Origin of the sequence: Pokkaliibacter sp. MBI-7 (genome assembly GCF_029846635.1) — a bacterium.
Taxonomy (GTDB): domain Bacteria; phylum Pseudomonadota; class Gammaproteobacteria; order Pseudomonadales; family Balneatricaceae; genus Pokkaliibacter.
Genome location: NZ_JARVTG010000002.1, coordinates 1,700,315 through 1,725,796, shown reverse-complemented (window position 1 = coordinate 1,725,796; position 25,482 = coordinate 1,700,315). Strand labels below are relative to the sequence as shown.

The window sequence follows — 25,482 nt, the reverse complement described above, 5'->3', positions numbered from 1 at the left end:
ATGAATCGTAATGTCTATCTGCTGGCTTTATGTCAGGCACTGCTGACCACCGGCAATATTCTGCTGGTGGCCGTCAATGCGCTGGTGGGCAAAAGCCTGACTGACACCCCGGCACTGGTCACCTTACCCGTCGCGGTGCAGTTTATCGGGCTGATGATGACGACCATTCCGGCCTCGCTGATCATGGCGCGTATCGGTCGCAAGCGCGGTTTTATGCTCGGCAATGTGGTTGGCATCGTCGGTGCCGTGCTGGCGGTGGCCGCACTTTATACCCAGCAGTTTGCTCTCTATTGCCTGTCGACCTTCCTGATCGGCATTGGTATTGGCTTTGGCACCCTCTACCGTTTTGCGGTGATGGAAGTCTGCGACGAGGCGATGCGCAACAAGGCGGTGTCGATGGTCATGGGCAGCGGCATTCTCGCCGCCTTTCTGGGGCCGGGGCTGGCCATCGTCAGCCGCAGATGGTGGCCGGGCGAAGGCTTTGAAGGCGCCTTTGTTGGCCTGATGCTGTTATACGTTCTGGCACTGGTGCTGCTTAGTCTGGTCAGTGTCCCGGAGGGGCAGGGCAATGCGGCCAGTAGCGGGCGTACTACTGCCCAGCTGTTACGTCAGCCTCGTTATCTGGCAGCGGTGCTGTCGGGCATGATCAGCTATGGTGTGATGGTACTGGTGATGACGGCCACGCCACTGGCCATGCAGGTGTGCAACTTTTCCTTCGATCAGTCGGCACAGGTGATCCAGTGGCATATTCTCGCCATGTTCGCACCATCGTTTTTCACCGGCCGGCTGATGGATCGCTACGGCGTGCTGCCGATGATGATGTTTGGTGCGCTGTTTCTGCTGGCTGCGGTGTGTCTTAACCTGCAGGGACAGGCCATCGTACACTTCACCGCCGCGCTGGTACTGCTGGGCATCGGCTGGAATCTGATGTTTATCGGCGCTACCCGCTATCTGACGGAGTGCTATCGTCCGGAAGAAAAAGCCCGAGCGCAGGCCTGCAACGAATTTCTGGTATTCAGCGTGGTTGCTGTGGCGTCTCTGGCATCCGGCTGGTTGCAGAACACCCTGGGCTGGTACGGCGTCAATGTCTGGATGATTCCTTTCCTGATCGTCGGGCTGCTGATCCTGAGCCTGATTCAATGGAGTACCCAGCGGCAGGCTACCGCCGAAGTCGCTGAATAACGGAGGAGTAACACCATGCTTGAACTACGGCCCAGCTGCGAATGCTGTGACAGGGATTTACCGGGTGACAGTGCCGACGCGCGCATCTGCTCCTTCGAGTGCACCTACTGTAAAGACTGTGCCGATCAGGTACTTCAGGGGGGCTGCCCCAATTGCGGTGGAGAGCTGGTGGCCCGCCCACGCCGACCGCCAGAGAAGCTGCTCAGCTCGCCCGCATCCACGCAGCGGGTAGTGAAGCCGCAGGGCTGTAAGGCAGAGCACTAGAAGGCAAGTGATTAAGGGGAAGACCGCACCGCCGTAACGGGGTGCGGTTTGTCGTTATCGCTACACCTGATGCAGCACGACTGAATAGCGCGGTGTGGTTTAACAGGGCTGACCGATCTGGGCAGCCAGATCCTGTGCTGCGGCCAGATGTTTCAATTCAATCTTGGTACCCCCCAGGCCCACAATTTCCACATTGGCGCACTTGTTGACCGGGTAGCCCATGGCCTCCAGACGCACACTTTCAATGCGGTTGAACTTGATATGGGCCTTGTAACTGATGGGCCAGCCGGAGTTCAGACGCACTGCATCGGCCGTCACATCCAGACTCATGTTGAATGTATAGAGCAGCTGTTTGATCAGCTTCTTCAGGGCAAGCAATGCGGGGATGTACAGCAGCCACGGGATGATGCTGGCCCAGCTGACAAAAATAAAATCAGCGATGAAGTCCACTTTCTTCAGGTCAGTCAGCTGCACAATCAGCCAGTTTTCCAGCGGCGGTTGCAGGTTGGCGGCCAGTATCAGCAGGAACAGAAACAGAATGACGGGTTTGATCAGACTCAGCGGGCTAATTCGGTAGGTGGTCAAAATGGTATCCGTCTGCATATAAGCTTTCCTTAACAAAACACGCGGCCGTGGCCATAGGATTGATTGTTATTTCTTGCGGGGTTGACGCCGGGAGCCGGTGAACCAGAGCGGTGTCTGCGCCAGTGTCCGTTCTGGGAGCAGGTGCCGTGGTAGCCGTTGTCAGTCGCTCGGTAGGGCGCAACCAAGGGCATAGAATACCCGAACTCAGCCGCTTCATGATGGCAAAAAATCGAATGATTATTTAATTTGTTCAATTTAAATCTTAAAAATATGAGATTTACTAATTTTTAGTAGGGTCGCACACTCTGTTCATCACTTATTTAGACGCATGCTTGGTGCATATCTCCGAGTGGCGTTCCTGATCATTTGAGGACAGCAGAATGACTATTACCCATACCCTGGGCTTTCCACGTGTCGGTGCCCGTCGTGAACTGAAATTTGCTCAGGAAGCCTACTGGAAAGGCGAGAGCAGTCAGGAAACCTTGCTGCAGCTGGCCAGAGAGCTGCGCCAGCGCCACTGGCAGCAGCAGGCTCAGGCAGGCATCGATCTGGTGCCCGTCAACGATTTCTCCCTCTATGACCACGTACTGGATACCTCTCTGTTACTCGGTGTCATCCCCGAGCGCTTCGGTATCGCCGACGGCCATGTGGGTCTCGACGACTATTTCCGCATGGCACGAGGCCGCGCACCCAGTGGCGAGCCGGTCGCCGCACAGGAAATGACCAAGTGGTTCGATACCAACTACCACTATCTGGTACCGGAGCTGGCCCCGGATCAGACCTTCTCCATCCGCAGCAGCAAGCTGTTTGACGAAGTAGACGAAGCTCAGGCGCTGGGTCTCAGGGCCAAACCTGTGCTGGTTGGTCCGCTGACCTTCCTGTGGCTGTCCAAATTCCGTGGTACGCAGCGCGCGCATGATCATGCTGATTGCTGTGGTGCTGCGCAGTTACAGGCGCAGGCGCAGGATGAAGGCAAGCTGCAACTGTTGCCTGCCCTCTTGCCCGTCTACAACCAGATTCTGGCGAAACTGGCGGCGCAGGGTGTCGAGTGGGTGCAGATTGATGAACCTATCCTGTCGCTGGAGTTACCCCGGAGCTGGCTGGATGCCTTTACCCGCAGTTATGCCGGGCTGGAAAAGTCAGGTGTCAAAGTACTTCTGGCTGCCTATTTTGGTGAGCTGCAGAGCAATCTGGCCGTGGCGGCGAAGCTCCCTTTTGACGGTCTGCACATCGATGCGGTGCGTGGTGCAGCGGAAGTAGACGCCGTCTTTCAGGCAGTGCCTGCAGACCGGGTGATTTCGGTAGGCATCGTTGAAGGGCGCAATATCTGGCGCAACGATCTGCGCGCCAGCCTGACGCTGCTGGCCCGTCTGCAAGCCCGCTATCCGCAGCAGATCTGGATCGGCTCCAGCTGCTCCCTGCTGCATGTGCCGGTCGATCTGGCACAGGAACAAAGCCTTGATGAAGGCATCACCTCCTGGCTGGCCTTTGCGGTACAAAAAGTGGGGGAGATCGCCGTATTGCGACTGGGGCTGGATAAAGGCGCCGAGGCTATTGGCGCCGTACTGAGTGCGGCTGATGCTGCCCGGCACAGCCGCAAGACCTCAGTCCTGATCCACCGAGCGGACGTCAAGGAACGTCTGGCGGCCAGTAGCGAAGCGGACGCCACCCGCCATCAGCCCTATGACGTGCGGGCCAGAGCGCAGGCCAAACGTCTGCAGCTACCGGTACTGCCGACCACCACCATTGGTTCTTTCCCGCAGACAGCGGCCATACGTAAGGCACGTCTGGCGTTTCGTAAGGGTGAGCTGAGCGAAGCGGATTACAACGCGGCGATGAAGGCAGAAATTGCCGGCTGCGTCGCCGCTCAGGAAGACTACGGCCTCGATATGCTGGTACACGGCGAGGCCGAGCGGAATGACATGGTGGAATATTTTGCTGAGTTCCTTGATGGCTATGCCTTCACTCAGTTCGGCTGGGTGCAGTCTTATGGCTCACGTTGTGTCAAACCGCCGGTGATCTTTGGTGATGTCCGCCGTCGTGCGCCCATGACGGTGGCCTGGAGTACCTACGCACAGTCGCTGACCGATAAACCGATGAAAGGCATGCTGACAGGTCCGGTGACTATGCTGAAATGGGCCTTTGTGCGGGACGATCAGCCGCTGTCTGAAACCTGCCTGCAAATCGCCTATGCCCTGCGCGATGAAGTGGTGGATCTGGAGAAAGCCGGTATTGCAGCGATTCAGATCGATGAACCTGCGATTAAGGAGTGTCTGCCGCTGCGCAAGGCTGAATGGTCATCCTGTCTGCAATGGGCTGTGCGTGCGTTTCGCATTTCTGCTTCAGGGGTACAGGATGACACCCAGATTCACACTCACATGTGCTATTCGGAGTTCAACGACATCATTGACTCTATTGCGGCGCTGGATGCTGACGTGATTACCATCGAAACCTCACGCTCGGCGATGGAGCTGCTGGATGCCTTTGTGGACTTCCGCTATCCCAATGAAATCGGCCCGGGGGTCTATGACATTCACAGCCCCAATGTACCCAGTGTTGAGCAGATGGTGGCGCTGATGCACAAGGCGGCACAGCAGATTCCGCTGCAGCGTCTGTGGATCAATCCAGATTGTGGTCTGAAAACCCGCGGCTGGCCTGAAGTGGAAGCCTCGCTGCGTAATATGGTCACGGCTGCCCGGCAGCTGCGCACTGAGCTGGCCTGAGGGTGATGCGTATCTGCACATGACGGTTTGTTAATCCGTCGTTGACTCAACCCCGGTGCCTGCTGGTACCGGGGTTTTTCTGTTACGGGGCAAGCCCGCAAACGGGGTTAATGAGTGGCGGCGGGCAGCTTGAACTCAAATACCTCTTCCAGCTCACTGGTGTTCCAGGGCGTAAAGCCAAAGCGGTCTTCAAACAGCTCTTCCACCACTTTCTCGGTCAGCTGGCATTCCAGCAGCTCTTCTTCACGGTCACCCTTGTAATAGACCTTCTCGATTTCCACCTCATCCAGTTCATCTTCATCCATGACCAGATCGTCGTCAGCTTCTTCGCCGTCATAAAGCAGATAGAAAGGACAATCCAGCCACGCCTGCTCGATTGCAGGAGGGATGCCGGTTTCAATACTGGGCGGGAAGTCGCCGCTTTCCTGCAGGCGGGCGCGGACCAGCACACCCTGATGCAGGATGGCATAGCCATAGGTGCCGCCGGATTCGAGCACGGCGAAGGCGATGATTTCCTCTGGCATATCCAGAGCGTGATAGATCTGCTGTAACTGCTCAGAGGAACTACGGAAGGTGTTGAGGGCAAGGTCCGCATTGATGATCAGCACAGTTTCACCATCCGTCTCGACGCGGAAGGAACCCGCATCACGGGTATCGAACTCGCTGTCGCCTGTCACGGTCACCGGCTCCATCCCGGTCAGGCGGGCAATGTAGTTAGCGGGGGTAATTTCTTTCTGTGTCTTGAATGCCAGTCCGGCAATGCTGAATCCCATAGGTTATCTCTGCTGTGAGTGAGAGGGGAGAACACAACCCAATCATCAGGTTGAGTGTGCATTCTGGCGGTTCCCTGTGCTCCAAGGCAACGCTGTCTTACTTCTCTCTCCCGAGTGATGCAACGGTTTGCTATGGCTGCAGTACGAATACCTATAGCCAGCATGAGCGCGGTATTAATTGAGAAAGGTATTAGCAGTTAAAAAGATCAGGCTGGAATAAATGGGTATGGAAATAATTAGCGGCACGGCTATGAATTAAAGGGTTCTAATGGATTTAAAGGACACAATTCGGCCTTTATCTCCCGTCATGGATTTGCATCAGGGCAATCGCTAGAATCCGCCGCTCAAGCTTGATGTGCAGATCATGCACCTGTCCTGATCTTTTTTCAGCAAGGAGAATGCAGCCGGAAGCCACGTGTGCAGAGGCTTGGCTGAATTCCATACTCCATGAATAGTGGGAGTATGTGCTGAGTATTTTTTTACCGGGATGTAAGCGCTTTATCGTGACGGCGGTGTTGTTTCTGCCATCGGCAGAATAGTCCTAGAAAAAGCACGTTATAGAACGATATAGCCATGGAGAATAGCTGTAGAAATTCTATTTCAAGGCTTCCACTATTGCCCACGATAAAAGAAACCTGCCCATGAGAAAGTTTGCTAAAGCGCTTCTCTGCCTGAATCTCTTTGTGACAGCCGGTCACGCGATGGCAGAAAATCAGAAAACTGACGTCCTCCTGATTGGCGGCGGCATCATGAGTGCCACCCTGGGGACCTACCTGCAGGAACTGCAACCAGACTGGCATATTGATCTGTACGAGCGTATGGACCATGTCGCCGGAGAAAGCTCAAACGGCTGGAATAATGCCGGTACTGGCCACTCGGCCTTCTGCGAGCTGAACTACACCCCCGAGAAAGACGATGGCACCATCGACACCAGCAAGGCGGTCAAGGTCAACGAAGCCTTTGAAATCTCCCGCCAGTTCTGGTCGTACCAGATTCGCAATCAGGTCCTCAATAATCCCCGTTCCTTTATCAACAACACACCGCACATGAGCTTTGTGTGGGGTGATGATCGCGTCGACTTCCTCAGGAAGCGTGTCGCCGCACTGCAACACACCACGCTGTTCCGTGGTATGGAAATTTCTGAAGATCCCAAACAGATCGAGCAGTGGATTCCGCTGGTGATGGATGGCCGTGACCCCGGCCAGAAAGTCGCCGCAACCCGCATGCCTATCGGTACAGACGTCAACTACGGCGAAATTACCCGTCAGCTGGTGGAGTCACTGAAAGGCAAATCTAACTTCGGTCTGCACCTGAGCAATGAAGTACGTGACATCAAGCGCAATGCGGACAACACCTGGCAGGTGACCGTGGCCGATCTGGCCAACGATGAGAAAGAAACCGTCATCGATGCCAGGTTCGTCTTTATCGGTGCCGGTGGTGCCAGCCTGACCCTGCTGCAGAAGTCAGGCATTCCCGAAGCTGAGGGTTACGCCGGCTTCCCGGTGGGCGGTGAGTTTCTGGTGACCACTAACCCTGAGGTGGTCAAAAAGCATCTGGCCAAGGTCTACGGTATGGCCGGTGTGGGGTCGCCCCCCATGTCAGTACCTCATATTGATACCCGTCTGATCGATGGTCAGGAAGCGCTGCTGTTCGGGCCGTTCGCTACCTTCTCAACCAAGTTCCTGAAAAATGGCTCATGGACCGATATGTTCGGCTCCCTCACCACCAGCAATGTCGGCCCGATGACAGATGTTGGCATCGATAACTTCAACCTGGTGAAGTACCTGATGGGGCAGCTGATGATGGATGACGACGACCGTCTGGCCGCTCTGCGTGAATACTATCCCGAAGCCAAAGCGGAAGACTGGAAGCTGTGGGTCGCCGGTCAGCGTGTGCAGATCATCAAGAAAGATCCGCAAAAGGGCGGCATCCTGCAGTTCGGCACCGAAGTGGTCAGCTCGGCGGATGGCAGCATCGCAGCCCTGCTGGGTGCGTCACCGGGCGCTTCAACCGCGGCGCCCATCATGCTGGAAGTACTGCAGAAGAACTTCAAAGACAAGGTCGCAACGCCTGAATGGCAGGCAAAACTGAAGCAGATCATCCCGTCTTACGGTGAGCATCTGAACGGCAATATCGAGCTGACCAACAAAATCCGTGCCTACACCAGTTCGACGCTGGGCCTGAACTATATGCAGGTCACCGAGCAGGGCGCGGCACTGGCAGAGCCGCCTGCTAATGCGGCCGAAGCCGTACAGGCACCCGAGCAGGCCGCCACGGTTACTCAGATGTAATCAGCGTTTAGCCGTTCGGTGAAGCTGACTAAAAGCCCATCAGGAGACTGATGGGCTTTTTCTTTTGTTGTGGCCAATGGAATATTGGCCCCCACCTGCATGGTATTTGAAGATACCCTGTCGGCTTGCAGTTAACCGATGCCACTGGGAAGGACTGCTATCTGTTCGCATTCAGGGAGCTGGGTTGTACGCCCTTTCGGTTATTGGGTAGCTGTTGTTTTGATCGTTGTATATACATGAAGCCTATTAGGGGGTGATGGCATTTTGGGATAAGTGGTTAACTTAATTGCTGAGTAGTGACTGATATTGAAAGCCAGCTCTTTCAGAAAGTCCGAAGTACAAAACAACGAACTGGACGTCCTACAATGCCGCGCTCAAAGCGCGTGTGGCTGGACCGGGATGGCTCTCCGCTCGGCAAGCGAGGATGTACACAGCGCTTCAGCGATGCGGCCATGCAGTTCTGCCTGATGATCAAAAACCTGTTCAGCCTAGCCTTGCGCCAGGCGGTGGGCAGGGTGCAAAGCCTGCTTAAACTGGCAGGGCTGAAGTGGCTAACCCCCCGACTACAGGACGGTATGCCGGCGTCAGAAGTCGCTGAACGTGTCGATTCCTTACCGCCCCAGCACTGCGGGGCAGCATTTTCTGATTGATAGCACAGGGATCAAAATGCTGGGCGAAGCGAGTGGAAAACAAAAAAACACGGCGCAGGCTACCGCCGCCAGTGGCGTAAAGTGCCTCTGGGCATCGATGCGCAGACGCTGGAAATGCGGGCCATTGAGGTGACCGACAACACAGTGGGTGACGCCCCGATGTTGCCGGAGTGACTGAGTCAGATTCCGGCGGAGGAGAAGATCGCGTCCGTCAGTGGAGATGGCGCCTACGACACCCGAGGCTGTCATGAGGCGATAGCTCAGCGAGAAGCGGAAGCGGTGATCCCCTCACGCCAGAATGCGAAGCTGTGGAAGGAAAATCGCCCGGGGGCTTCTGCCAGGAATGAGATTCTTCGGGCCACCCGCCGGCTGGGCCGGAAGCTCTGGAAGAAGTGGAGCGGTTATCATCGGTGTAGTCGGGTGGAAACCAAAATGCACTGTTTCAAGCGGCTGGGTGAACGCGGGATGGCAAGGGATTTTGACCGGCAGGTCGCCGAGCTTCAGGTGCGGGCGGCAATATTGAGTCGCTTTACCCGGCTCGGGACGTCGATGACGGTGCGCATGCCATAAGATCATCTGGGGTAAGGGGTCTTATATGCTGACATCTATTTATGCAACAAAGCCATTAAGAATAGGAAAGTATTCTGAACTGATGAAATCAAGGAAAGTCGATGGATGACTGGGGAGAGTATCTCGCTGCGCGGAGTTCAGGCATCAAGAAGGTCTGGACGCTGAAGTTAAATGAGCGAGTCAGGTATATCACCTCTCTTAATGAGGAATCCCTGGGAAAATATGTTGAGGCGCTTTGTACTGCGTACTTTGACAAAGGGCTGAATGCCATTCCTATTCAGCACCCAGTGATATGGAATAAGGTATTTCCGGTGCTGAGTCGGAAGGTAAAAGAAGGTTCTCCAAAATACAGGCTGTGGGCATATAAAGCCTATGGCTTTGCTGGTGTATTTGAATTGATGGGGAATGATCCACAACAGATATTGCGAAATATTCTTAAGGAAGATAACGAAAACAGTGAAGCCTGCCAGTTGTTAATGGAGGATATCCTGAACTCACTGGATTATGCGATGCATGAGTTACCGGACGTATTGCTGGTCAAGGAAGACGTGTGCCTGGCAATGATTGCGGAGTGCCAGGGGCTGATCGCAAACAACGCTCAGCTTGATTCTTGTAAATCCCGATTTGGCCTTGATCTCGGCTACTACCAGCATGTTTTACATGCCTGGATTGAATATCGCGGCGTGGCGCGTGGATGTGATTTCGATGACTGGCTGGCATCAAAGCGACAGTAGCCGCTGTGCCGTGGCTCACTCCCGCAGTGAACTGCAGGAGTGGGTTATTCAGCGCCCGGCATAACCTCCCACTTTCAAATCATCACAACCGACCCTGTTTGCTGTGTCGTGCTGATTGTACTGACGCTACGGCAGAGGGGATCGCAGCACCACTTTGTGGCGTCACCGGGAAGACCGCATTGATCTGGCCGGTGCCAGAGCTGCCGAAGTAGGGCGTGATCACGTCGGCCTGTCCCCGGTAATCTGACCAGCCCAGTGCTCCCAGCAGCATGGCAGTATCGTGCATAAAGCCTTCGCCGTGCCCCTTGACGGCATATTCCGGCAGCATGTCGCAGAATGTCTGCCAGTCACCACGCTGCCACATCTCCACTACTTCATGGTCGAGGGTTTCCAGAAAGGGGCTCCAGATGCGGTTGGCATAGTCAGGTGCCTGACCATTCTGGGCAAAGCGGTGGGACAGTGAGCCGCTGGCAAAGAAGGCCACGGTGCCGTCGTAATACTTTTCTACGGCTTCGCGCATGGCCCAGCCGAGGCGGGCAGAGTCATCCAGATAGTGCACGGTGCACAGCGCGGATACGGAAATCACCCTGAAGTGGCGGTCTTCGTTCATGTAACGCATAGGCACCAGCGTGCCGTATTCCGGGTCAAGGGAGGTGGCGTGATGGGCCTGGGTGTCGACTCCCCAGTGGCGGCAGCGCTCTGCCAGTATCTGGCCCAGATCGGTATTGCCGTCGTATTCAAAAGGCATGTTGCTGATAAAGTGTGGCAACTCGTTGCTGGTGTAGTTGCCCTTGAAATGTGGCGCACAGTTGATGTGATAACCGGCATTGACCAGCCAGTGAGTATCGAACACCACGATGGTGTCGACGCCCAGCTCCCGGCAGCGGCGGCCAATTTCAATATGGCCGTCGATAGCCGCCTGACGGTAGCCTTTTTGCGGGCCGTCCAGTTCCGACAGGTACATGGACGGGACGTGGGTAATCTTTGCGGCAAGTGCCAGGGTGCCCATGGAGTGGTCCTCTTATTCTTTGATTGGCGCGTGCTCAGCGGCTGATCAGCGTTTTCAGCATGTCGCGGAAGTCGTCCAGTTGCTGCTCTGACAGGCCGGCGAACATGCGTTCCTCCTCTTCCTGCGCAATCTGCCACAGGGTTTCAGCCTGGGCGATGCCGCGGGCGGTCAGGGCGAACTTGTCTTCATGGCAGCCGATCAGCTCCTGCTGTTGCAGGATGGTCGCGGCGGCTTCCACCGCACTGGCCGGCATATTGACCTCACGGCTCAGGGCATCCAGCTTCAGACAGCGGTCACGCTCCAGCACCATCAGCATTCGGGCTTCACTGGTGCGCAGGCCGGTGGCCAGCTGACGGGGCTGATAGTCTTCCTGATAAACACGCAGTGCCTGAGTCATCAGGTAGTAGAGGTTGTGGTGCAGGCGGCTTTCCAGCCCGGCTTCCATTACTCTCGCTGCTGGTTCCTTGCCGGGCAGACTAGTATGGGGCATGGAGACGGCATAGCTGCCCTGCACATAAAGCAGCGGTGCCCGCCCGGCATCATTAAAGGCCACTACCTTGCCCAGCAGAATCCAGTGATCACCGCCATCAATAATCTGATAGCGCTCACACTGGAACTGCGCCGCGCATTCCGGCAGCAGCGGTGCGTCACCCAGACCGGCCTCGTACTGAATACCGGCGAACTTATCTTCCCGCGGACGGGCAAAGTGGTTAGACAGGTCCATCTGGTTGGCGGCCAGAATATTGACCGCAAAGTGACTGGCCTGTTCGAAGATGCTGTAGCTGTTGGAGCGCTTATCGATACTCCACAGAATCAGTGGTGGCTCAAGGGACACAGAATTGAAACTATTGGCGGTGACGCCGGTTTTCTGGCCATCGGCAGTGGCCGCGGTAATCACTGTCACGCCAGTGGCAAAGTTGCCGAGGGCTCGGCGGAAGGCTTTGGAGTCGAATTCGCTGATCATCGGGGTGTCTCGCAATAACTGGGAAGCTCGGTAGCCAGCGCTTTCACGTCGGCAGTTGCTGTAGACAGATCGTCAATGGGCTCTTACAGCAGTGAAGGATCAGGCTCCAGCCCCATCAATTCCCGACCCAGAATCTGCGCACAGACGTCGTAATCGGTGTAGGCATGAGCGCCGGTCATGTGCACATCACGAAACAGCCGCTGGGCTTCCTTGTCGTTGAACCAGTTATTGCCGCCGATGGCCTCAAACAGGCGATCAACGGCCTGAATGCACATCTTCACCGCATAGGCCTGATTGGTGCGCCAGTAGGCCAGCGTTTCGCGGCTGGGATACTGATGTTGTTCACCGTGCTCGCGGTGCTCCTCCCAGGTGGCTTCAAGGAAGGCCCGCGCTGCTTTCACCTGATGGGTCGATTCTGCCAGTCGCATCAGTGCCGGTGTCGCAGCGCCTACTCTGGCGCCGGTGTAGGCACGCACCCGGTTCCGGGTCACCTCGCGAAAAACTTCCAGCATACGTTCAGCCACGCCCAGACTCATGGCAGCGAAGCCGGAAGCAAAGTAGGGACGATAGGGGGTGAAGTAGATCTTGCTGTCCGGGTACAGACCGAAACCGGCAGAACGGCCTTCCATCATGTCTTTGGCAACCTGAATGCGGTGCTCGGGGACGAAGGCATTGCGAATCTGCAGCGTCTTCGTACCGCTGCCTTTCATTGCCATGGCATGCCAGTCATCTTCAATCTGATAGTCACTGGCGGGAATCACGGCAAAGCAGTAGACCTTCTGCTCACCAACCTGACGGTTGAAGCCGACGATGGCCCATTCGGCATGGTCACTGCCGCTGCTCCAGCGCATGTCGCCGGTGAAACGGATACCGCCTTCGGCCTCTTCATACTGGCCGAAGGGCGCAATGCTGGAGCAGGCGGTGGCATCGGGGTTGTCTTTCCACACTTCATCCTGAGTTTCTTTGGGGAACATGGCCAGCTGATGGTTATGGGTGCACAGCAGGCTGAAGGCCCAGGCGGTGCTGCAGCAGGCGCCGGCCAGCGCGGCGATACAGTCGGTAAATTCCGGCAGGGAGATTTCCAGACCACCGTACGCTTTGGGCAGGAAGGCGCGATGCAGGCCAACCTGCTTGAGCAGGTCAATATTTTCCTGCGGTACTTTCCGCAGCTGTTCGGTGTGCTCGGCGTTGGCAGCAATGGCGGGCAGTATCGCCTTGAGGTCTTGCAACAGCGGGTTGTGCTTTTTCATCGCGGGCTTCTCTCTCGTTATCGTTATTTGAGTGCGGCCGGAGTCATTCGGTCTGGCCTGCCGCTGCCTGAGGAGGCCGCGGTGCTGTCCGGCGTTGAGGAGAATTATTGCCAGCCCGGCACTGTGGGTGAATGTGCGTTCCGAAGGATCACTTGTACTTTTCAGTTTCCAGCGGCGATCGGGCTTAGCCTTTGGTCGTGGTCAGTGCGCTGGTGTGTTATCTGTCGTGCGGAGCCTCTTTCGCCGTGGTTGTGGCTGCTGTGCTATGGGGCACGGCAGTGGGCTGAAAGGTCAGCCAGAGGGCGGCCATACAACCCATGGCACACCCGCCTACCAGCAACGTCATAGGCAATGGCGTCCCGTCATGCAGCCCGCTGGTGACAGAACTGGCCAGAGCACCCAGACCAAACTGGGTGGCGACGGTTATCCCTGCTGCCGCGCCAGCCTGATGGGGAAAGTGCGCCAGCAGACTGGCCATGCAGTTGCTGCCGATGAGTCCGGTCACGCTGACATAGCCCAGTAACCCGAGCACCAGCAGCGGCAGGCCACCCATACCGGTCAGACCACAGATGATCAGCAGCATGCCCGAGAAGGCTGACAGGCGGGTGCCATAAACCAGCATCCGTTCGGGGCCGACCTTACCCACCAGTCGGGCGTTAAGGCTGACCAGCACGATGACGCCCAGAATATTCAGACCGAACAGCCAGCCATAGTGCTGGGGCAGCACGCCAAAGTAGTCGATATAGACGAAGGGCGAGGCGGTGATATAGGCGAACATGCCGGCAAAAGACAGCGAGTTGCACAGAATATAGCCGAGGGCCATGCGCTGCCTGCCAATCTGCCCATAGGCACGGAAAACACTGAGCAGGCTGGCTTGCCGCGCATCACCGTGATGGGTTTCCGGAATAAAGCGCCATACCGCCAGCCCGGTGAGCAGGGCAAACAGCAGCAACACGGCGAACAGGGCGCGCCAGCCCAGCGCCAGCATCAGATAGCCACCCAGTACCGGTGCTGCGAGGGTGGCCAGCATGGTCACCAGATGCATCAGTGACAGGATGCGGGCCGCTTCACTGAGCGCAAACAGATCACGCACTATCGCGCGCCCCAGTACCGCTGCAGCCGCACCGCCCAGTGCCTGCACAATGCGCAGGGCAATCAGCTGCTCAATGCTGTGTGCCAGCAGACAGCCAAGGCAGGCGACGGCATAGAGGGCAATGCCGAGCAGAAGCAGCGGGCGCCGGCCGTATTTGTCAGACAGCGGGCCATACAGCAGCATGCCGCCAAACAGACCAAGCAGAAAAGCGCTGATGGTCAGCTGGGTCTGGCTGGCATCCGTTTGGAGGTCTGCAGCTATGGCCGGCAGCCCCGCCAGATACATATCAATAGACAGCGGGCCGAAGGCCTGCAGCGCTGCCAGCAGCACAATCAGCCAGAGGCCGCGCAAAGCAGGAGGAGGGGGAGAGGGAGGCATCACTGGCGTCCTTTTCGCTGAGGTTAATTATGTAAATTTATTTAAATTAATATCTTAAATAAGTGTTGAGGCTAATCTCTTCTCAGTCGTTCGGCAAGGTGCCGCGGAGCGATGGACAGTGTCCGGCAGCGAAGACAGCGCACTGAGGACTTGTCAATTTCCCCGGCAGTTGTACTTTTGCCAGTCAGGTTATTTTTGCCAGTCAGGTTACTTTGTTGAATCAATGGCTTCAGGAGGCAGCATGCCCAGTGGACTTAATCATCTGACGCTGGCGGTCAGTGATGTGCAGCGCTCGTTGAGCTTCTACGTGGAGGTGCTGGGCTGTGTGCCCAGAGTCAAATGGCAGCGGGGCGCCTATCTGCAGCAGGGGGAGCTGTGGCTTTGTCTGTCGCTTGATCAGGTCTGCCCGGCGCAGGATTACACCCATTACGCCTTCAGCATCGAAGCCCACGAGCTGCCGGGCATGCGGGCGCTGTTGAAGGAGCGACAGGTGCCATTGTGGAAAGACAACCGCAGTGAAGGTGAGTCGCTGTATTTTCTGGACCCGGATGGCCACAAACTGGAAGTGCATGTCGGCGACCTGAACAGCCGTCTGGCAGCGCTGAGGGAGCAGCCTTACGACGGGCTGGAGTGGCTGAGCTGATGAGTTCTGTGTGGTGTCGTCACTGATCCACAGGTGCTGCCGTACTTTCCCTGATCACCAGTTCTGTCTCCAGCACAATTTCCTGCTTTTTGACCTTACCCGGCTGATTGATCAGATCCAGCAACAGGGCAGCCGCCTGCCGGCCAATTTCCTTGCGGGGCTGATGGATGGTGGTCAGCGCGGGATAGAAGCGGGCAGCGAACTGAATATCGTCAAACCCCACAACTGATACCTGCTCAGGTACGCGGATCCCCTGGCGGCGCACTTCATCAATAAAACCGAAGGCCAGCTCATCGTTGGCACAGGTGATGGCGGTTGGGCGTTCGCTCTGGTCAAGCCACTGCCGGGCCGCAGCTGCACCGGCATCCATGGAGAAATCACCGCTGTATACCCAGCTGTCAGCGACCGGCAGCTCGGCATCGGCCATGGCTTGCCTGAACCCGGCCAGACGTTCCTTGGTCAGCACGTTCGCCAGCGGACCGCACAGATGGCCGATACGGCGGTGCCCAAGCTGTTGCAGGTGGCGGGTGGCACTGGCCAGTGCGGCAGTGTTATCGACACACACGGTAGGCAGCTCAGCCCCTTCGATACGTTCACTGACCACCACTACCGGTGGCAGAGCAGTATCGTGCTGCTCTCCCAGCGAGGGCAGGGTGCCATCGAGAATCAGAATGCCGTCGGCACGGTTGCTGCGCACGTAATCGTACAGCCGGTGCTCTACGCCGGGATCACAGTTGGTATTGGCGATCAGCAGGTTATATCCCTGCTGGCTGGCGGTCTCTTCCATGCCAGCCAGCAGCAGCGAAAAGTAAGGGTTGCCGATGTCCGGCACGGTCACCAGCAGCATCCGTGAGCGATTCATACGCAGGCTGCGTGCGGCTTCGTTCAGGGTATAACGGGTGGCGGCGATAGCGTCAGCCACACGCTGGCGGGTCTCTTCCGAGACCTTGTCGGGCTCATTGATGGCACGGCTGACGGTGGCGGTGGAGACCCCGGCAGCGCGAGCCACATCCTGCACTGTTGCGGCTTTGTTCTTCACGGTTGCGCCCTCAAAATTTTTTTAGTTTTTATCTTGTTGTATCCGTTCAGTTTTTCCAGCTTTTCCAGGCTCTTCTGTGGTTTTGGCGTGGAACTGCGCTTGACAGTCAGAATGGGTGAAATCTATGGTTTCTCCTGCAATGTAATCAATTACATTTTTATTTGAAGTGAAATGTAATCGATTTCATTATGTTTGAAAAGGTCGATTTCTGATCAGCTCAGGCGCTGGTGAGGTAGCGCAAACACCGTTCTGGCCCGTGTTTCCGGCAGGCGCACCGGGGCTGTAATGGTCAGGACATCACATCACAACGGGGATTACCGATCCGGCAATAACACCACAATCTGAAGCGTACTCGTGGAGACAATAAAAATATGAAATACACGATTCCACTGGCTGCAGCCCTGTCTGCAGCCCTCTGGCAACTGCCTGCACAGGCTGCCGATCTTGAAGTGATTCACTGGTGGACCTCTGGCGGTGAGCAGGCGGCGGTGTCCGTGCTGGCCAGGGAGTTTGACCAGCTGGGGGCTGACAAATGGAAAGACAGTGCCATTGCTCAGGGTGAGAATGCCCGTGCCGTGGCCTATCAGCGCATCTTTGGTGGTACGCCGCCGGGAGCCGCGCAGTTCAATACTTCACGCCAGTTTGAAGAGCTGATCAATGCTGGTCTGCTGCAGGATTTGAGCAGTGTGGCTGACAAAGAGCAGTGGGCTTCGTTTATCCGGCCTCCCGCTATCTTCGGACCCTGCCAGAAAGACGGCAAAGTCTACTGCGTGCCCGTCAATCTGCACTCGGAACAATGGATCTGGGTTAACCGCAAGGTCTATCAGCAGGCTGGTGTCACCGAGCCTACGACCTGGCAGGACTTTCTAGAGTCTGCTCCCAAAATCAAGGCGGCGGGCTTTATTCCGCTGGCGCAGGGTGGTCAGCCCTGGCAGGAGTTTCTGCTGTTTCGCGACATGTTGCTGGGCATGGCGGGTAAGGATGTCTGGTATCAGGTCTGGCGTGACAAGAATGCCGATGTTGCCGGAGGCAGCGCGGTACGCAAGGTGTTTGAAACCATGGGTGAGCTGCGCCAGTACACCGATCAGGGCATGGCCGGCCGCAACTGGAACGACACCACCAATCTGGTCATCACTGGCAAAGCGGCGGCTCAGGTCATGGGTGACTGGGCGCGCGGTGAGTTCGTGCTGGCCGGTAAACAGCCGGGTGAGGACTATGACTGCATTCCCGGCCCTTCCCCTGAGCCTTATCTGACGACCAATGGTGACGTCTTTATCTTCCCCAAACAGAGCGACCCGGCAGTCACTCAGGCACAGTTCAAGCTGGCTTCCATGCTGGTGGACGCACGGGTACAGACGCTGTTCAACAACGCCAAGGGGTCACTGCCCATTCGTGATGATGTGGACATGAGTCTGGCCGATGCCTGCATCAAGAAGGGGCTGGCGCTGCTGCAGCGACCTGATGCCATTGTGCAGGGCTATGCCCTCTTTATTACCCCTGATACCCGCGGGCAGATCGAAGATCTCCTGACGGAATACTGGAGTACGCCAGATATGACGGTGGATGCCGCCCAGCAACGCTTTGTCGGGATTATCGGCGACGCTGACTGAGAGCGTTCACCCATCTGCGACAGAGCCCTGCACGGTGTGCAACGCCGCAGGGCCAGAGGATCGCCGATGGTGAATACGTTCTGAGTATGACGGGCCGGTACGCTGGCCCCGCTATCAGGGGGGAGCCCTATGTCTTCATCTGCATCTCAGTCCGGGCGGGCAGGCGCTGCCCGCAAACGCTGGCAGTGGCGTCCGCTGCTGGCAACCACGCCCATGGCCCTGACGGCCATCGGTATCTTCGTGGTCTGTGTGGTGTATTCGGTGGTGCTGGCCTTTACCAGAACCAAGCGCTTCCCGACCTTTGATTTTGTCGGCTTCGATCAGTTTGGTCGCCTCTGGCACACCAGCCGCTGGCTGGCATCGGTGGAGAATCTGCTGATCTTTGGTGTGCTGTTTATTGCCATCTGTCTGCTGGTCGGCTTTCTGCTGGCGGTGCTGATGGATCAGAAAGTGCGGATGGAAAGTGCCTTCCGTACCGTCTTTCTCTATCCCTATGCCATGTCTTTCGTGGTGACCGGGCTGGTCTGGCAGTGGATGCTGGAGCCCAGTCTGGGCATCCAGAACGAGGTGCGCAGCTGGGGCTGGAGCAGCTTCAGTTTTGCCCCGCTGACCGACCCTGATTTTGCCATCTATGGCGTCATCATCGCTGCCGCCTGGCAATCCTCGGGGCTGATCATGGCCCTGATGCTGGCGGGCCTGCGGGGTATCGACAGCGATATCTGGAAGGCGGCACGGGTCGATGGCATCCCCACCTGGCAGACCTATCTGTTCATTGTGCTGCCGATGATGCGGCCGGTGGTGGTGACCTCGGTGGTGCTGCTCGGCGCCAGTGTGGTCAAGGTGTATGACCTGATCGTGGCGCAGACCGGCGGTGGCCCCGGCATTTCGACAGAGGTGCCTGCCAAGTTCGTGATCGATTACATCACCGAGCGCGGCAATGCCGGGCAGGGGATGGCTGCAGCCACCATGATGCTGTTGCCGATTCTGCTGCTGGTGGGACCCTGGGTCTATAACGAGTATGTGCGCCGCGGTGCGCGTCCCTGAGTGTTGAGTCGTGAGCTGCTGCGTGTTGCGCAGAAGATTATCGACCGACCCCAAGCCACAACAAGGATAACGACCATGGCCAAAATCGATGGGATGACCCATTCCAGCCTGATCGGGCGTGCAGCAGTAACACCGCGCTCGGCCTCCCCCCGGGGCCGACGTCGCAGTACGGCAGCGGTGGCAGTGAGAGCAACCGCTGTTGAAGAGACGCAGGTGGACGAGCGCGCCGCTGAAGCGCTGGCGACCGCTGCCCTGCGACAGCTGGGGCAAACGGACAGCGTGCAGCCTAAACCTGCCAGCCGTCGCCGTACGCAGCAACGCTATGGCCGTCTCGGTATCTATGGCTTCCTGCTGCTCTCGGCACTGTTTTTCGCCATTCCGCTGTACGTGATGATCATCACCTCCATGAAAGGCATGCCGGAAATTCGCCTCGGCCAGCTGTTCAGTCTGCCCGGTGACCCCACCTTTGCCGCCTGGATCAAAGCCTGGTCGCAGGCCTGTACCGGGGTGACCTGTGAAGGCATTCAGGCCGGCTTTTTCAACTCCATCAAGATCACGCTGCCCAGTGTGGCGCTGTCGATCCTGATCGGCTCCATCAATGGTTACGCCCTGTCGTTCTGGCGTTTCAAGGGGGCCAACATGCTGTTCGGCATGCTGGTATTCGGCGCCTTTGTGCCTTATCAGGTGGTGATCTACCCGATGATTATCGGCTTCCGGGAAGTCGGTCTGTACGGCACCCTGACCAGCATCATTCTGGTACACACCATGTTCGGCATGCCGATCATGACCCTGTTGTTCCGTAACTACTTCGCCTCCCTGCCCGGCGAGCTGTTCAAGGCAGCACGCATCGACGGTGCCGGGTTCTGGCAGATATTTCTGCAGATCATGCTGCCGCTGGCGGTACCTATCATCATCGTCGCCGTCATTCTGCAGACTACCAATATCTGGAACGACTACCTGCTGGGGCTGATCTTTGCAGGCTCCGACAATCTGCCGATGACAGTGCAGCTGAACAATATCGTCACCACGACCTACGGTGTGCGTGAGTACAACGTCAACATGGCAGCCACCATGCTGACGGCGGCGGTGCCTCTGGCCGTGTATCTGCTGTCAGGCAAGTACTTCGTACGGGGTATTGCTTCCGGTGCCGTCAAAGGCTGATCACTGCTGCGAACAGGAGAACGACTCATGACTCATCTCTCAACGGCTGCCCGCGCGGATAACCCTTACAGCGTCGCCATTCGCGATCTTGATCTGGCCTTTGACGGCGTGCGGGTGCTGCGCTCCCTCAATCTGAACATTCACAAGGGCGAGTTTCTGGTGCTGCTGGGCTCTTCCGGTTGTGGCAAATCCACACTACTGAACTGCATCGCCGGGTTGCTGGATGTCACCGACGGTCAGATTCTGATCAATGACCGTGATGTGACCTGGGAAGAACCCAAGGACCGTGATATCGCCATGGTGTTCCAGTCGTATGCTCTGTATCCGCAGATGACGGTGGAAAAGAACCTGTCTTTTGCGCTCAAGGTCGCAGGGGTCGACAAGCAGGAAATTCAGCGCCGGGTCAGCAAGGCGGCAGAGATGCTGCACCTCACCCCCTTGCTGCAGCGCAAGCCTGCAGCACTGTCTGGTGGACAGCGGCAGCGGGTGGCCATTGGCCGGGCACTGGTGCGTGACGTGGATGTATTCCTGTTCGATGAGCCGCTGTCCAACCTCGATGCCAAGTTGCGTACCGAGCTGCGGGTGGAGATCAAGCGTCTGCATCAGCAGCTCAATAACACCATGATCTATGTCACCCATGACCAGATTGAAGCGCTGACCCTGGCAGACCGCATAGCCATCATGAAGGAGGGGGTGATCCAGCAACTGGACACGCCGCAGACCATCTACAACAAGCCGGTCAATCGCTTTGTGGCCGGGTTTATCGGCTCCCCCGGCATGAACTTCCTGCAGGGACAGCTGCAGCTGCAGGACAGCCAGCCCTGGTTTATCGCGGACAGCGCACTGGCCGGGCTGAGCGTGCCGCTGACCCACTATCCGTTTTGTGCCGATCTGGCCGGCAGCAAGGCGGTGGAGCTGGGGGTGCGACCAGAGCATGTGGTGGTGGGTGAGGCCGCCACTGCCTTGCCTGTCTGCCAGGAGGTCGGGGTAGAGATCGTCGAGCCTATGGGCAGCGATACCCTGGCCTGGACCCGTTTGGCAGGGCAGGCCTTTTCCTTCCGTACGGATACCGAGCTGAATCTGAAACCGGGAGACCGGCTGCTGATCGGTTTTGACCCGGCGCGGGCATCCTGCTTTGACGCTCGCAGCGGTGAGCGAATCTGAGAGCGAGCCTCATTTCTAACCAACAATAACAAGCGTCGCCTGAGGGCGATGCCATCGAGGAAATCATCATGGCGGATTGGTCTTTTCAACTGTACAGCGCCCGTAACTTCCCCCCACTGGCGCAGACCCTGCAACTGCTGGCAAAAACAGGCTACCGCCAGGTGGAGGGCTATGGCGGCCTGTATCCACAGCTGGATGAGCTGCAGCAGGCACTACAGGCGTCGGGCTTGACCATGCCGACAGGGCACTTCGGCTGGGACATGCTGAAGAATCACTTTGCCGATGCCGTGCATATCGCCCGCACACTGGGCATGCATACGGTGATCTGCCCCTATCTGCTGCCCGATGCCCGACCCACCGACAGCGAGGGCTGGCTGGCCTTTGCCGCAGAGCTGGAGCAGGTGGCTCAGCAGCTTAAGCAGGAGGGCTTCGGCTTTGCCTGGCACAACCATGATTTTGAACTGAAAGCGCTGCCGGACGGTGGTATCCCCATGGCGTTACTGCTGGAAGGTGCACCTGGCATGCAATGGGAGGTCGATGTGGCCTGGGTGGTACGCGGCGGTGCCAACCCGCTGCACTGGATCAGTGAGTACGGTGGCCGTATCTGCGCTGCCCATCTGAAGGATATTGCCGCGGTGGGTGAATGCCGTGAGGAAGACGGCTGGGCCGATCTGGGTCATGGCGTCATGGACTGGTCAACCCTCTGGCGGGCACTGCAGGCCACGCCTGCCAGGGTGTTTGTCATGGAGCACGACAACCCCAGCGATCTGGCGCGTTTTGCTGCCCGTTCGCTCAGCACTGCCCATGCACTTTGACCCAAGCCACTTTGATCTGAGCATTTTGATAAGGACACGGAATCATGACCAACCACAGTCATCCTCAGGGGAACATCAATGGCAGCCAGAGCGCCGGGCAGGAACGCGTGCTGGGCGTGGGCATTATCGGCTGCGGCAATATCTCCGCTGCCTACCTCAAGCTGGCACCGCTGTTTCGCGGCATAGAAATGCGCGCCTGTGCCGACCTGAGCAGTGCGGCATCTGAAGCCCGTGCCCGGGAGTTTGGCATCGCCTCGCGCAGTATCGACGCGCTGCTGGCCAGCACGGATATCGACATCATCATCAATCTGACTGTACCGGCAGCCCACTTTGATGTGTCTATGGCTATTCTCGAAGCAGGCAAGCATGTGTACTCGGAGAAGCCGCTTGTGCTGGAGCTGGAACAGGGGCTGGCCCTGCAGCAGGCCGCCACGGCCCGCGGACTGGCGGTTGGCTGTGCACCGGACACCTTCCTCGGTGGTGCTCATCAGCAGGCGCGTGATCTGATCGACAGCGGCAGGCTGGGAACCATTGTGGGCGGTACCTGCCATGTGATGAGCCATGGTATGGAGCACTGGCATCCTAACCCTGACTTCTTCTTCAAGCATGGCGGCGGCCCCGTACTTGACCTTGGGCCTTACTACATCGCCAACCTGATCAATCTGATCGGGCCAGTCAAACGGGTGGCCGCCATCAGTGCCATTCCCAGCAAGCAGCGGGTGATCAGCAGTGAGCCACGCAAAGGTCAGCTGATTGAGGTGGAAACCCCGACTACCATTCACGCCCTGTTGCAGTTCCACAACGGTGCCACCGTCACCCTGGGCGCCAGCTGGGATGTCTGGGCGCATCGTCACGGCAATATGGAGCTGTATGGCAGCGAAGGGTCGATCTATGTGCCGGACCCCAACTTCTTTGGTGGTGATGTGCGTTACACCGAGCGCAGTGGCGAGGCCCAGCTGCTGCAACCCTGGGATCACCCGTTCAGTCCGCCCAACTATCCGGCAGAGGCACCGAAGTTCGCTAACTATCGCACCGCAGGGCTGGCCGAAATGGCGCAGGCGCTGTTACAGGGCGAGGAACCACGCTGTTCGCTGTCACGCACGCTGCATGGCATCGAGGTGATGACGGCCATTCTTGAATCCGGTGAAACGGGTCAGTTTGTCGAGCTGCAGACGTACTGTGAGCGTCCGCCTGCCCTTGATCCTCAGGCTGCCCGCGCCTTGCTGCGCCAGCCTCACTGACGGAGGAATTGCGATGAAAACCATCAAAGGACCGGCCATCTTTCTGGCCCAGTTTGCCGGAGACCAGCCTCCCTTCAACTCTCTGGCGGCCATCTGCCAGTGGGCCGCTGACAAGGGCTTCAAAGGGGTTCAGTTGCCGAGCAATGATGCCCGCCTGTTTGATCTGGCGCTGGCGGCGGAATCACAGACCTACTGTGATGAGGTCACAGGGAGTGCAGCGGAACACGGCATTGTCATCACCGAGTTGTCTACCCACCTGCAGGGGCAGCTGGTCGCGGTGCATCCGGTGTACGACACGCTGTTTGATGCCTTTGCGCCTGAGTCTCTGCGTGGCAAACCGGCAGAACGTCAGACGTGGGCAGTGCAGCAACTGAAGCTGGCGGCAAAAGCCTCGCGGCGGCTGGGCCTGCAGGCTCACGCTACCTTTTCCGGTGCGTTGCTGTGGCCGTTTCTCTACCCCTGGCCACAGCGTCCGGCCGGGCTGGTAGAGGAAGGTTTTGCTGAGCTGGGGCAGCGCTGGCGGCCCATTCTGGATGCCTTTGATGAGCAGGGCGTCGATCTGTGTTACGAGATTCATCCCGGTGAAGACCTGCACGACGGCGCCACCTTCGAGCGTTTTCTGGCGGCGGTGGATCAGCATCCGCGCTGTCACATCCTGTATGACCCAAGCCACTTCGTGCTGCAGGCGCTGGATTATCTGGCCTTTCTCGATATCTACGGCGAGCGGGTCAAGATGTTCCATGTCAAGGATGCCGAACTCAATGGCAACGGCCGCAGCGGCGTATACGGTGGCTATCAGGACTGGCTGCAGCGGCCGGGGCGCTTCCGCTCGCTGGGTGACGGCCAGGTCGACTTCAAGGCGATCTTTTCGCGGCTGGCAGCCATGGATTTTGATGGCTGGGCGGTTCTGGAGTGGGAGTGCTGCCTCAAACACCCCGAAGACGGTGCAAGCGAAGGGGCTGCCTTCATCCGCGATCATATTATTCGGGTCACGGAGAAAGCCTTTGATGACTTTGCCGGTGCGGCGACTGACCGTGGACGCAATCGGGCCATTCTGGGGTTGTAATCAGACGCAGGGGAGATAACCCATGACTAAACCACGTATCCGTCTGGGCATGGTAGGCGGTGGTCAGGATGCCTTTATCGGCGCCGTTCATCGTATCGCCGCACGCATTGACGACCAGTTTGAGCTGGTCGCCGGAGCACTGTCGTCAACGCCTGAGCGTGCGCTGGCCTCCGGCCTTGCACTGGGGCTGGAGCAAGCCCGTATCTACAGTGATTTCGAGGTGATGGCCCAACAGGAAAGCGAGCGTGAAGACGGCATTGAGGCCGTCGCTATTGTCACGCCGAACCATCTGCATTTCCCGGTAGCCAGGGCTTTTCTGCAGGCAGGGATTCATGTGATCTGCGACAAGCCGATGACGGCTACGCTGCAGGAGGCAGAGGCGCTGTTACAGCTGAGTCAGCAGCATAAAGCCCTGTTTGTCCTGACGCATACCTATACCGGTTACCCCATGGTGAGGCAGGCACGGGAAATGGTGGTTAGCGGACAACTCGGTACTTTGCGGGTAGCGCAGGTCAACTATACCCAGGACTGGCTGACCGAGCCGCTGGAGCAAAGTGGTAACAAGCAGGCCAGCTGGCGCACCGATCCTGCGCGCTCCGGTGCAGGAGGCTGCATTGGTGACATTGGTACCCATGCCTATCAGCTACTGAGTTATATCAGCGGGCTGAAGACGGCTTCGCTGTGTGCCGAGATGAGTAGTTTTGTCGCCGGGCGCACGCTGGATGACAACGTGCAGATACTGCTGCGGATGCGCGGAGGCGCCCGCGCCACGCTGTGGGCCAGCCAGGTCGCTGCCGGATGTGAGAACCGTCTGGATATCCGTCTTTACGGAGACAAGGGTGGGCTGGAGTGGTCACAGGAGCATCCCAATCAGCTGTGGTTCACCCCTTATGGCGGACCTGCTCAACTGCTGACCCGCGGCGGTGCCGGGGCAACGGCTATGTCCCGTGCAGAGTGCCGGGTGCCTGCTGGCCATCCGGAAGGGTATCTGGAGGCCTTCGCCTCGCTCTACCGGGATACCGCAACGGCGATCCGCCATTACCAGCAGACAGGTGAAGTGGCACTGTCGGCCTTGCTACCGGGTATTGAGGACGGTGTGGAGGGAATGCGTTTTATTGACTGTGCGGTGCGATCAGGCCGTGACGGCGCGGTATGGGTGGATCTGGCCTGATGGTCATAATGTTTTCTTATTGTTTCGATAAAGGTTGAACGGTGTAAATTGTGATTCTGTCC

The 25,482-nt window shown here is 57.7% G+C and carries 21 protein-coding genes and 1 pseudogene; 15 read left to right on the top strand and 7 right to left on the bottom strand.

Annotated features, from left to right (window positions below; translation table 11 throughout):
* Entirely contained in the window at nucleotides 1-1,182 is a 1,182-nt protein-coding gene (locus tag QCD60_RS27480; protein WP_279790266.1) for an MFS transporter, read from the top strand.
* 15 nt (nucleotides 1,183-1,197) lie between these two features.
* The gene (locus QCD60_RS27475; protein WP_279790264.1) at nucleotides 1,198-1,446 is read left to right on the top strand and encodes a DUF1272 domain-containing protein; all 249 of its coding nucleotides are present in this window, start codon (nucleotides 1,198-1,200) and stop codon (nucleotides 1,444-1,446) included.
* A 99-nt stretch (nucleotides 1,447-1,545) separates the two neighbouring features.
* Here the strand turns inward: QCD60_RS27475 and QCD60_RS27470 are convergent, their stop codons facing one another.
* Nucleotides 1,546-2,049 (bottom strand): hypothetical protein, encoded by a 504-nt coding sequence (locus tag QCD60_RS27470; protein ID WP_104152330.1) that lies wholly within the window; start codon nucleotides 2,047-2,049, stop codon nucleotides 1,546-1,548.
* Nucleotides 2,050-2,411: 362 nt separating this feature from the next.
* On the opposite strand from QCD60_RS27470, the gene metE reads away from it, so the two are divergent.
* The gene (gene metE, locus QCD60_RS27465) at nucleotides 2,412-4,754 is read left to right on the top strand and encodes a 5-methyltetrahydropteroyltriglutamate--homocysteine S-methyltransferase (RefSeq protein WP_279790261.1); all 2,343 of its coding nucleotides are present in this window, start codon (nucleotides 2,412-2,414) and stop codon (nucleotides 4,752-4,754) included.
* Nucleotides 4,755-4,861: 107 nt separating this feature from the next.
* On the opposite strand, the gene QCD60_RS27460 is transcribed toward metE, so the two are convergent.
* Nucleotides 4,862-5,527: a hypothetical protein gene (locus tag QCD60_RS27460; RefSeq protein WP_279790259.1), complete on the bottom strand. Its 666-nt coding sequence runs from the start codon at nucleotides 5,525-5,527 to the stop codon at nucleotides 4,862-4,864.
* Nucleotides 5,528-6,168: 641 nt separating this feature from the next.
* Between QCD60_RS27460 and mqo the strand changes: the two genes are divergently transcribed.
* The 3 genes and pseudogenes from mqo to QCD60_RS27445 all read left to right on the top strand — a co-directional run bounded on the left by mqo (nucleotide 6,169) and on the right by QCD60_RS27445 (nucleotide 9,772).
* On the top strand, nucleotides 6,169-7,818 hold the full coding sequence (gene mqo, locus QCD60_RS27455; RefSeq protein ID WP_279790257.1) for a malate dehydrogenase (quinone): 1,650 nt from the start codon (nucleotides 6,169-6,171) through the stop codon (nucleotides 7,816-7,818).
* A 328-nt stretch (nucleotides 7,819-8,146) separates the two neighbouring features.
* Nucleotides 8,147-9,038: pseudogene (locus QCD60_RS27450) on the top strand (IS5 family transposase); the annotation flags it as partial.
* A 101-nt stretch (nucleotides 9,039-9,139) separates the two neighbouring features.
* On the top strand, nucleotides 9,140-9,772 hold the full coding sequence (locus QCD60_RS27445; RefSeq protein ID WP_279790255.1) for a hypothetical protein: 633 nt from the start codon (nucleotides 9,140-9,142) through the stop codon (nucleotides 9,770-9,772).
* Between the two features lie 82 nt (nucleotides 9,773-9,854).
* On the opposite strand, the gene hpaD is transcribed toward QCD60_RS27445, so the two are convergent.
* From hpaD to QCD60_RS27425, 4 genes are all read right to left on the bottom strand, one after another.
* The gene (gene hpaD / locus QCD60_RS27440; RefSeq protein ID WP_279790253.1) at nucleotides 9,855-10,781 is read right to left on the bottom strand and encodes a 3,4-dihydroxyphenylacetate 2,3-dioxygenase; all 927 of its coding nucleotides are present in this window, start codon (nucleotides 10,779-10,781) and stop codon (nucleotides 9,855-9,857) included.
* A 34-nt stretch (nucleotides 10,782-10,815) separates the two neighbouring features.
* Nucleotides 10,816-11,745, bottom strand: a complete 930-nt coding sequence (locus QCD60_RS27435; protein WP_279790250.1) for a p-hydroxyphenylacetate 3-hydroxylase reductase component — start codon at nucleotides 11,743-11,745, stop codon at nucleotides 10,816-10,818.
* Nucleotides 11,746-11,828: 83 nt separating this feature from the next.
* Complete coding sequence (locus QCD60_RS27430; RefSeq protein WP_279790248.1) at nucleotides 11,829-12,995, bottom strand: p-hydroxyphenylacetate 3-hydroxylase oxygenase component; 1,167 nt, start codon at nucleotides 12,993-12,995, stop codon at nucleotides 11,829-11,831.
* A 217-nt stretch (nucleotides 12,996-13,212) separates the two neighbouring features.
* Nucleotides 13,213-14,466 carry a Bcr/CflA family multidrug efflux MFS transporter gene (locus tag QCD60_RS27425; RefSeq protein WP_279790246.1) on the bottom strand — a complete coding sequence of 418 codons (1,254 nt, stop codon included), beginning with the start codon at nucleotides 14,464-14,466 and terminating at the stop codon, nucleotides 13,213-13,215.
* Nucleotides 14,467-14,707: 241 nt separating this feature from the next.
* Here QCD60_RS27425 and fos point away from each other — a divergent pair, with 241 nt between their 5' ends.
* Nucleotides 14,708-15,109 (top strand): fosfomycin resistance glutathione transferase, encoded by a 402-nt coding sequence (gene fos, locus QCD60_RS27420; protein ID WP_279790244.1) that lies wholly within the window; start codon nucleotides 14,708-14,710, stop codon nucleotides 15,107-15,109.
* A gap of 19 nt (nucleotides 15,110-15,128) precedes the next feature.
* On the opposite strand, the gene QCD60_RS27415 is transcribed toward fos, so the two are convergent.
* On the bottom strand, nucleotides 15,129-16,148 hold the full coding sequence (locus QCD60_RS27415; protein ID WP_279790242.1) for a LacI family DNA-binding transcriptional regulator: 1,020 nt from the start codon (nucleotides 16,146-16,148) through the stop codon (nucleotides 15,129-15,131).
* A gap of 371 nt (nucleotides 16,149-16,519) precedes the next feature.
* Here QCD60_RS27415 and QCD60_RS27410 point away from each other — a divergent pair, with 371 nt between their 5' ends.
* From QCD60_RS27410 to QCD60_RS27375, 8 genes are all read left to right on the top strand, one after another.
* Nucleotides 16,520-17,758 carry an ABC transporter substrate-binding protein gene (locus QCD60_RS27410; RefSeq protein ID WP_279790241.1) on the top strand — a complete coding sequence of 413 codons (1,239 nt, stop codon included), beginning with the start codon at nucleotides 16,520-16,522 and terminating at the stop codon, nucleotides 17,756-17,758.
* A 129-nt stretch (nucleotides 17,759-17,887) separates the two neighbouring features.
* Nucleotides 17,888-18,802, top strand: a complete 915-nt coding sequence (locus tag QCD60_RS27405) for a sugar ABC transporter permease (RefSeq protein ID WP_104152307.1) — start codon at nucleotides 17,888-17,890, stop codon at nucleotides 18,800-18,802.
* A gap of 75 nt (nucleotides 18,803-18,877) precedes the next feature.
* Nucleotides 18,878-19,963 (top strand): carbohydrate ABC transporter permease, encoded by a 1,086-nt coding sequence (locus QCD60_RS27400; RefSeq protein WP_347950268.1) that lies wholly within the window; start codon nucleotides 18,878-18,880, stop codon nucleotides 19,961-19,963.
* Between the two features lie 27 nt (nucleotides 19,964-19,990).
* Nucleotides 19,991-21,127 (top strand): ABC transporter ATP-binding protein, encoded by a 1,137-nt coding sequence (locus QCD60_RS27395; protein WP_279790239.1) that lies wholly within the window; start codon nucleotides 19,991-19,993, stop codon nucleotides 21,125-21,127.
* Between the two features lie 68 nt (nucleotides 21,128-21,195).
* Nucleotides 21,196-21,942, top strand: coding sequence for a sugar phosphate isomerase/epimerase (locus QCD60_RS27390; RefSeq protein ID WP_279790237.1), 747 nt, complete (start codon nucleotides 21,196-21,198; stop codon nucleotides 21,940-21,942).
* A gap of 44 nt (nucleotides 21,943-21,986) precedes the next feature.
* A complete protein-coding gene (locus QCD60_RS27385; RefSeq protein WP_279790235.1) occupies nucleotides 21,987-23,183 on the top strand; it encodes a Gfo/Idh/MocA family oxidoreductase in 1,197 nt (398 codons plus the stop codon).
* A gap of 13 nt (nucleotides 23,184-23,196) precedes the next feature.
* Nucleotides 23,197-24,249, top strand: a complete 1,053-nt coding sequence (locus QCD60_RS27380; RefSeq protein ID WP_279790232.1) for a sugar phosphate isomerase/epimerase — start codon at nucleotides 23,197-23,199, stop codon at nucleotides 24,247-24,249.
* Nucleotides 24,250-24,271: 22 nt separating this feature from the next.
* Nucleotides 24,272-25,420, top strand: coding sequence for a Gfo/Idh/MocA family oxidoreductase (locus QCD60_RS27375; protein ID WP_279790230.1), 1,149 nt, complete (start codon nucleotides 24,272-24,274; stop codon nucleotides 25,418-25,420).
* Nucleotides 25,421-25,482 lie beyond the last annotated feature (62 nt).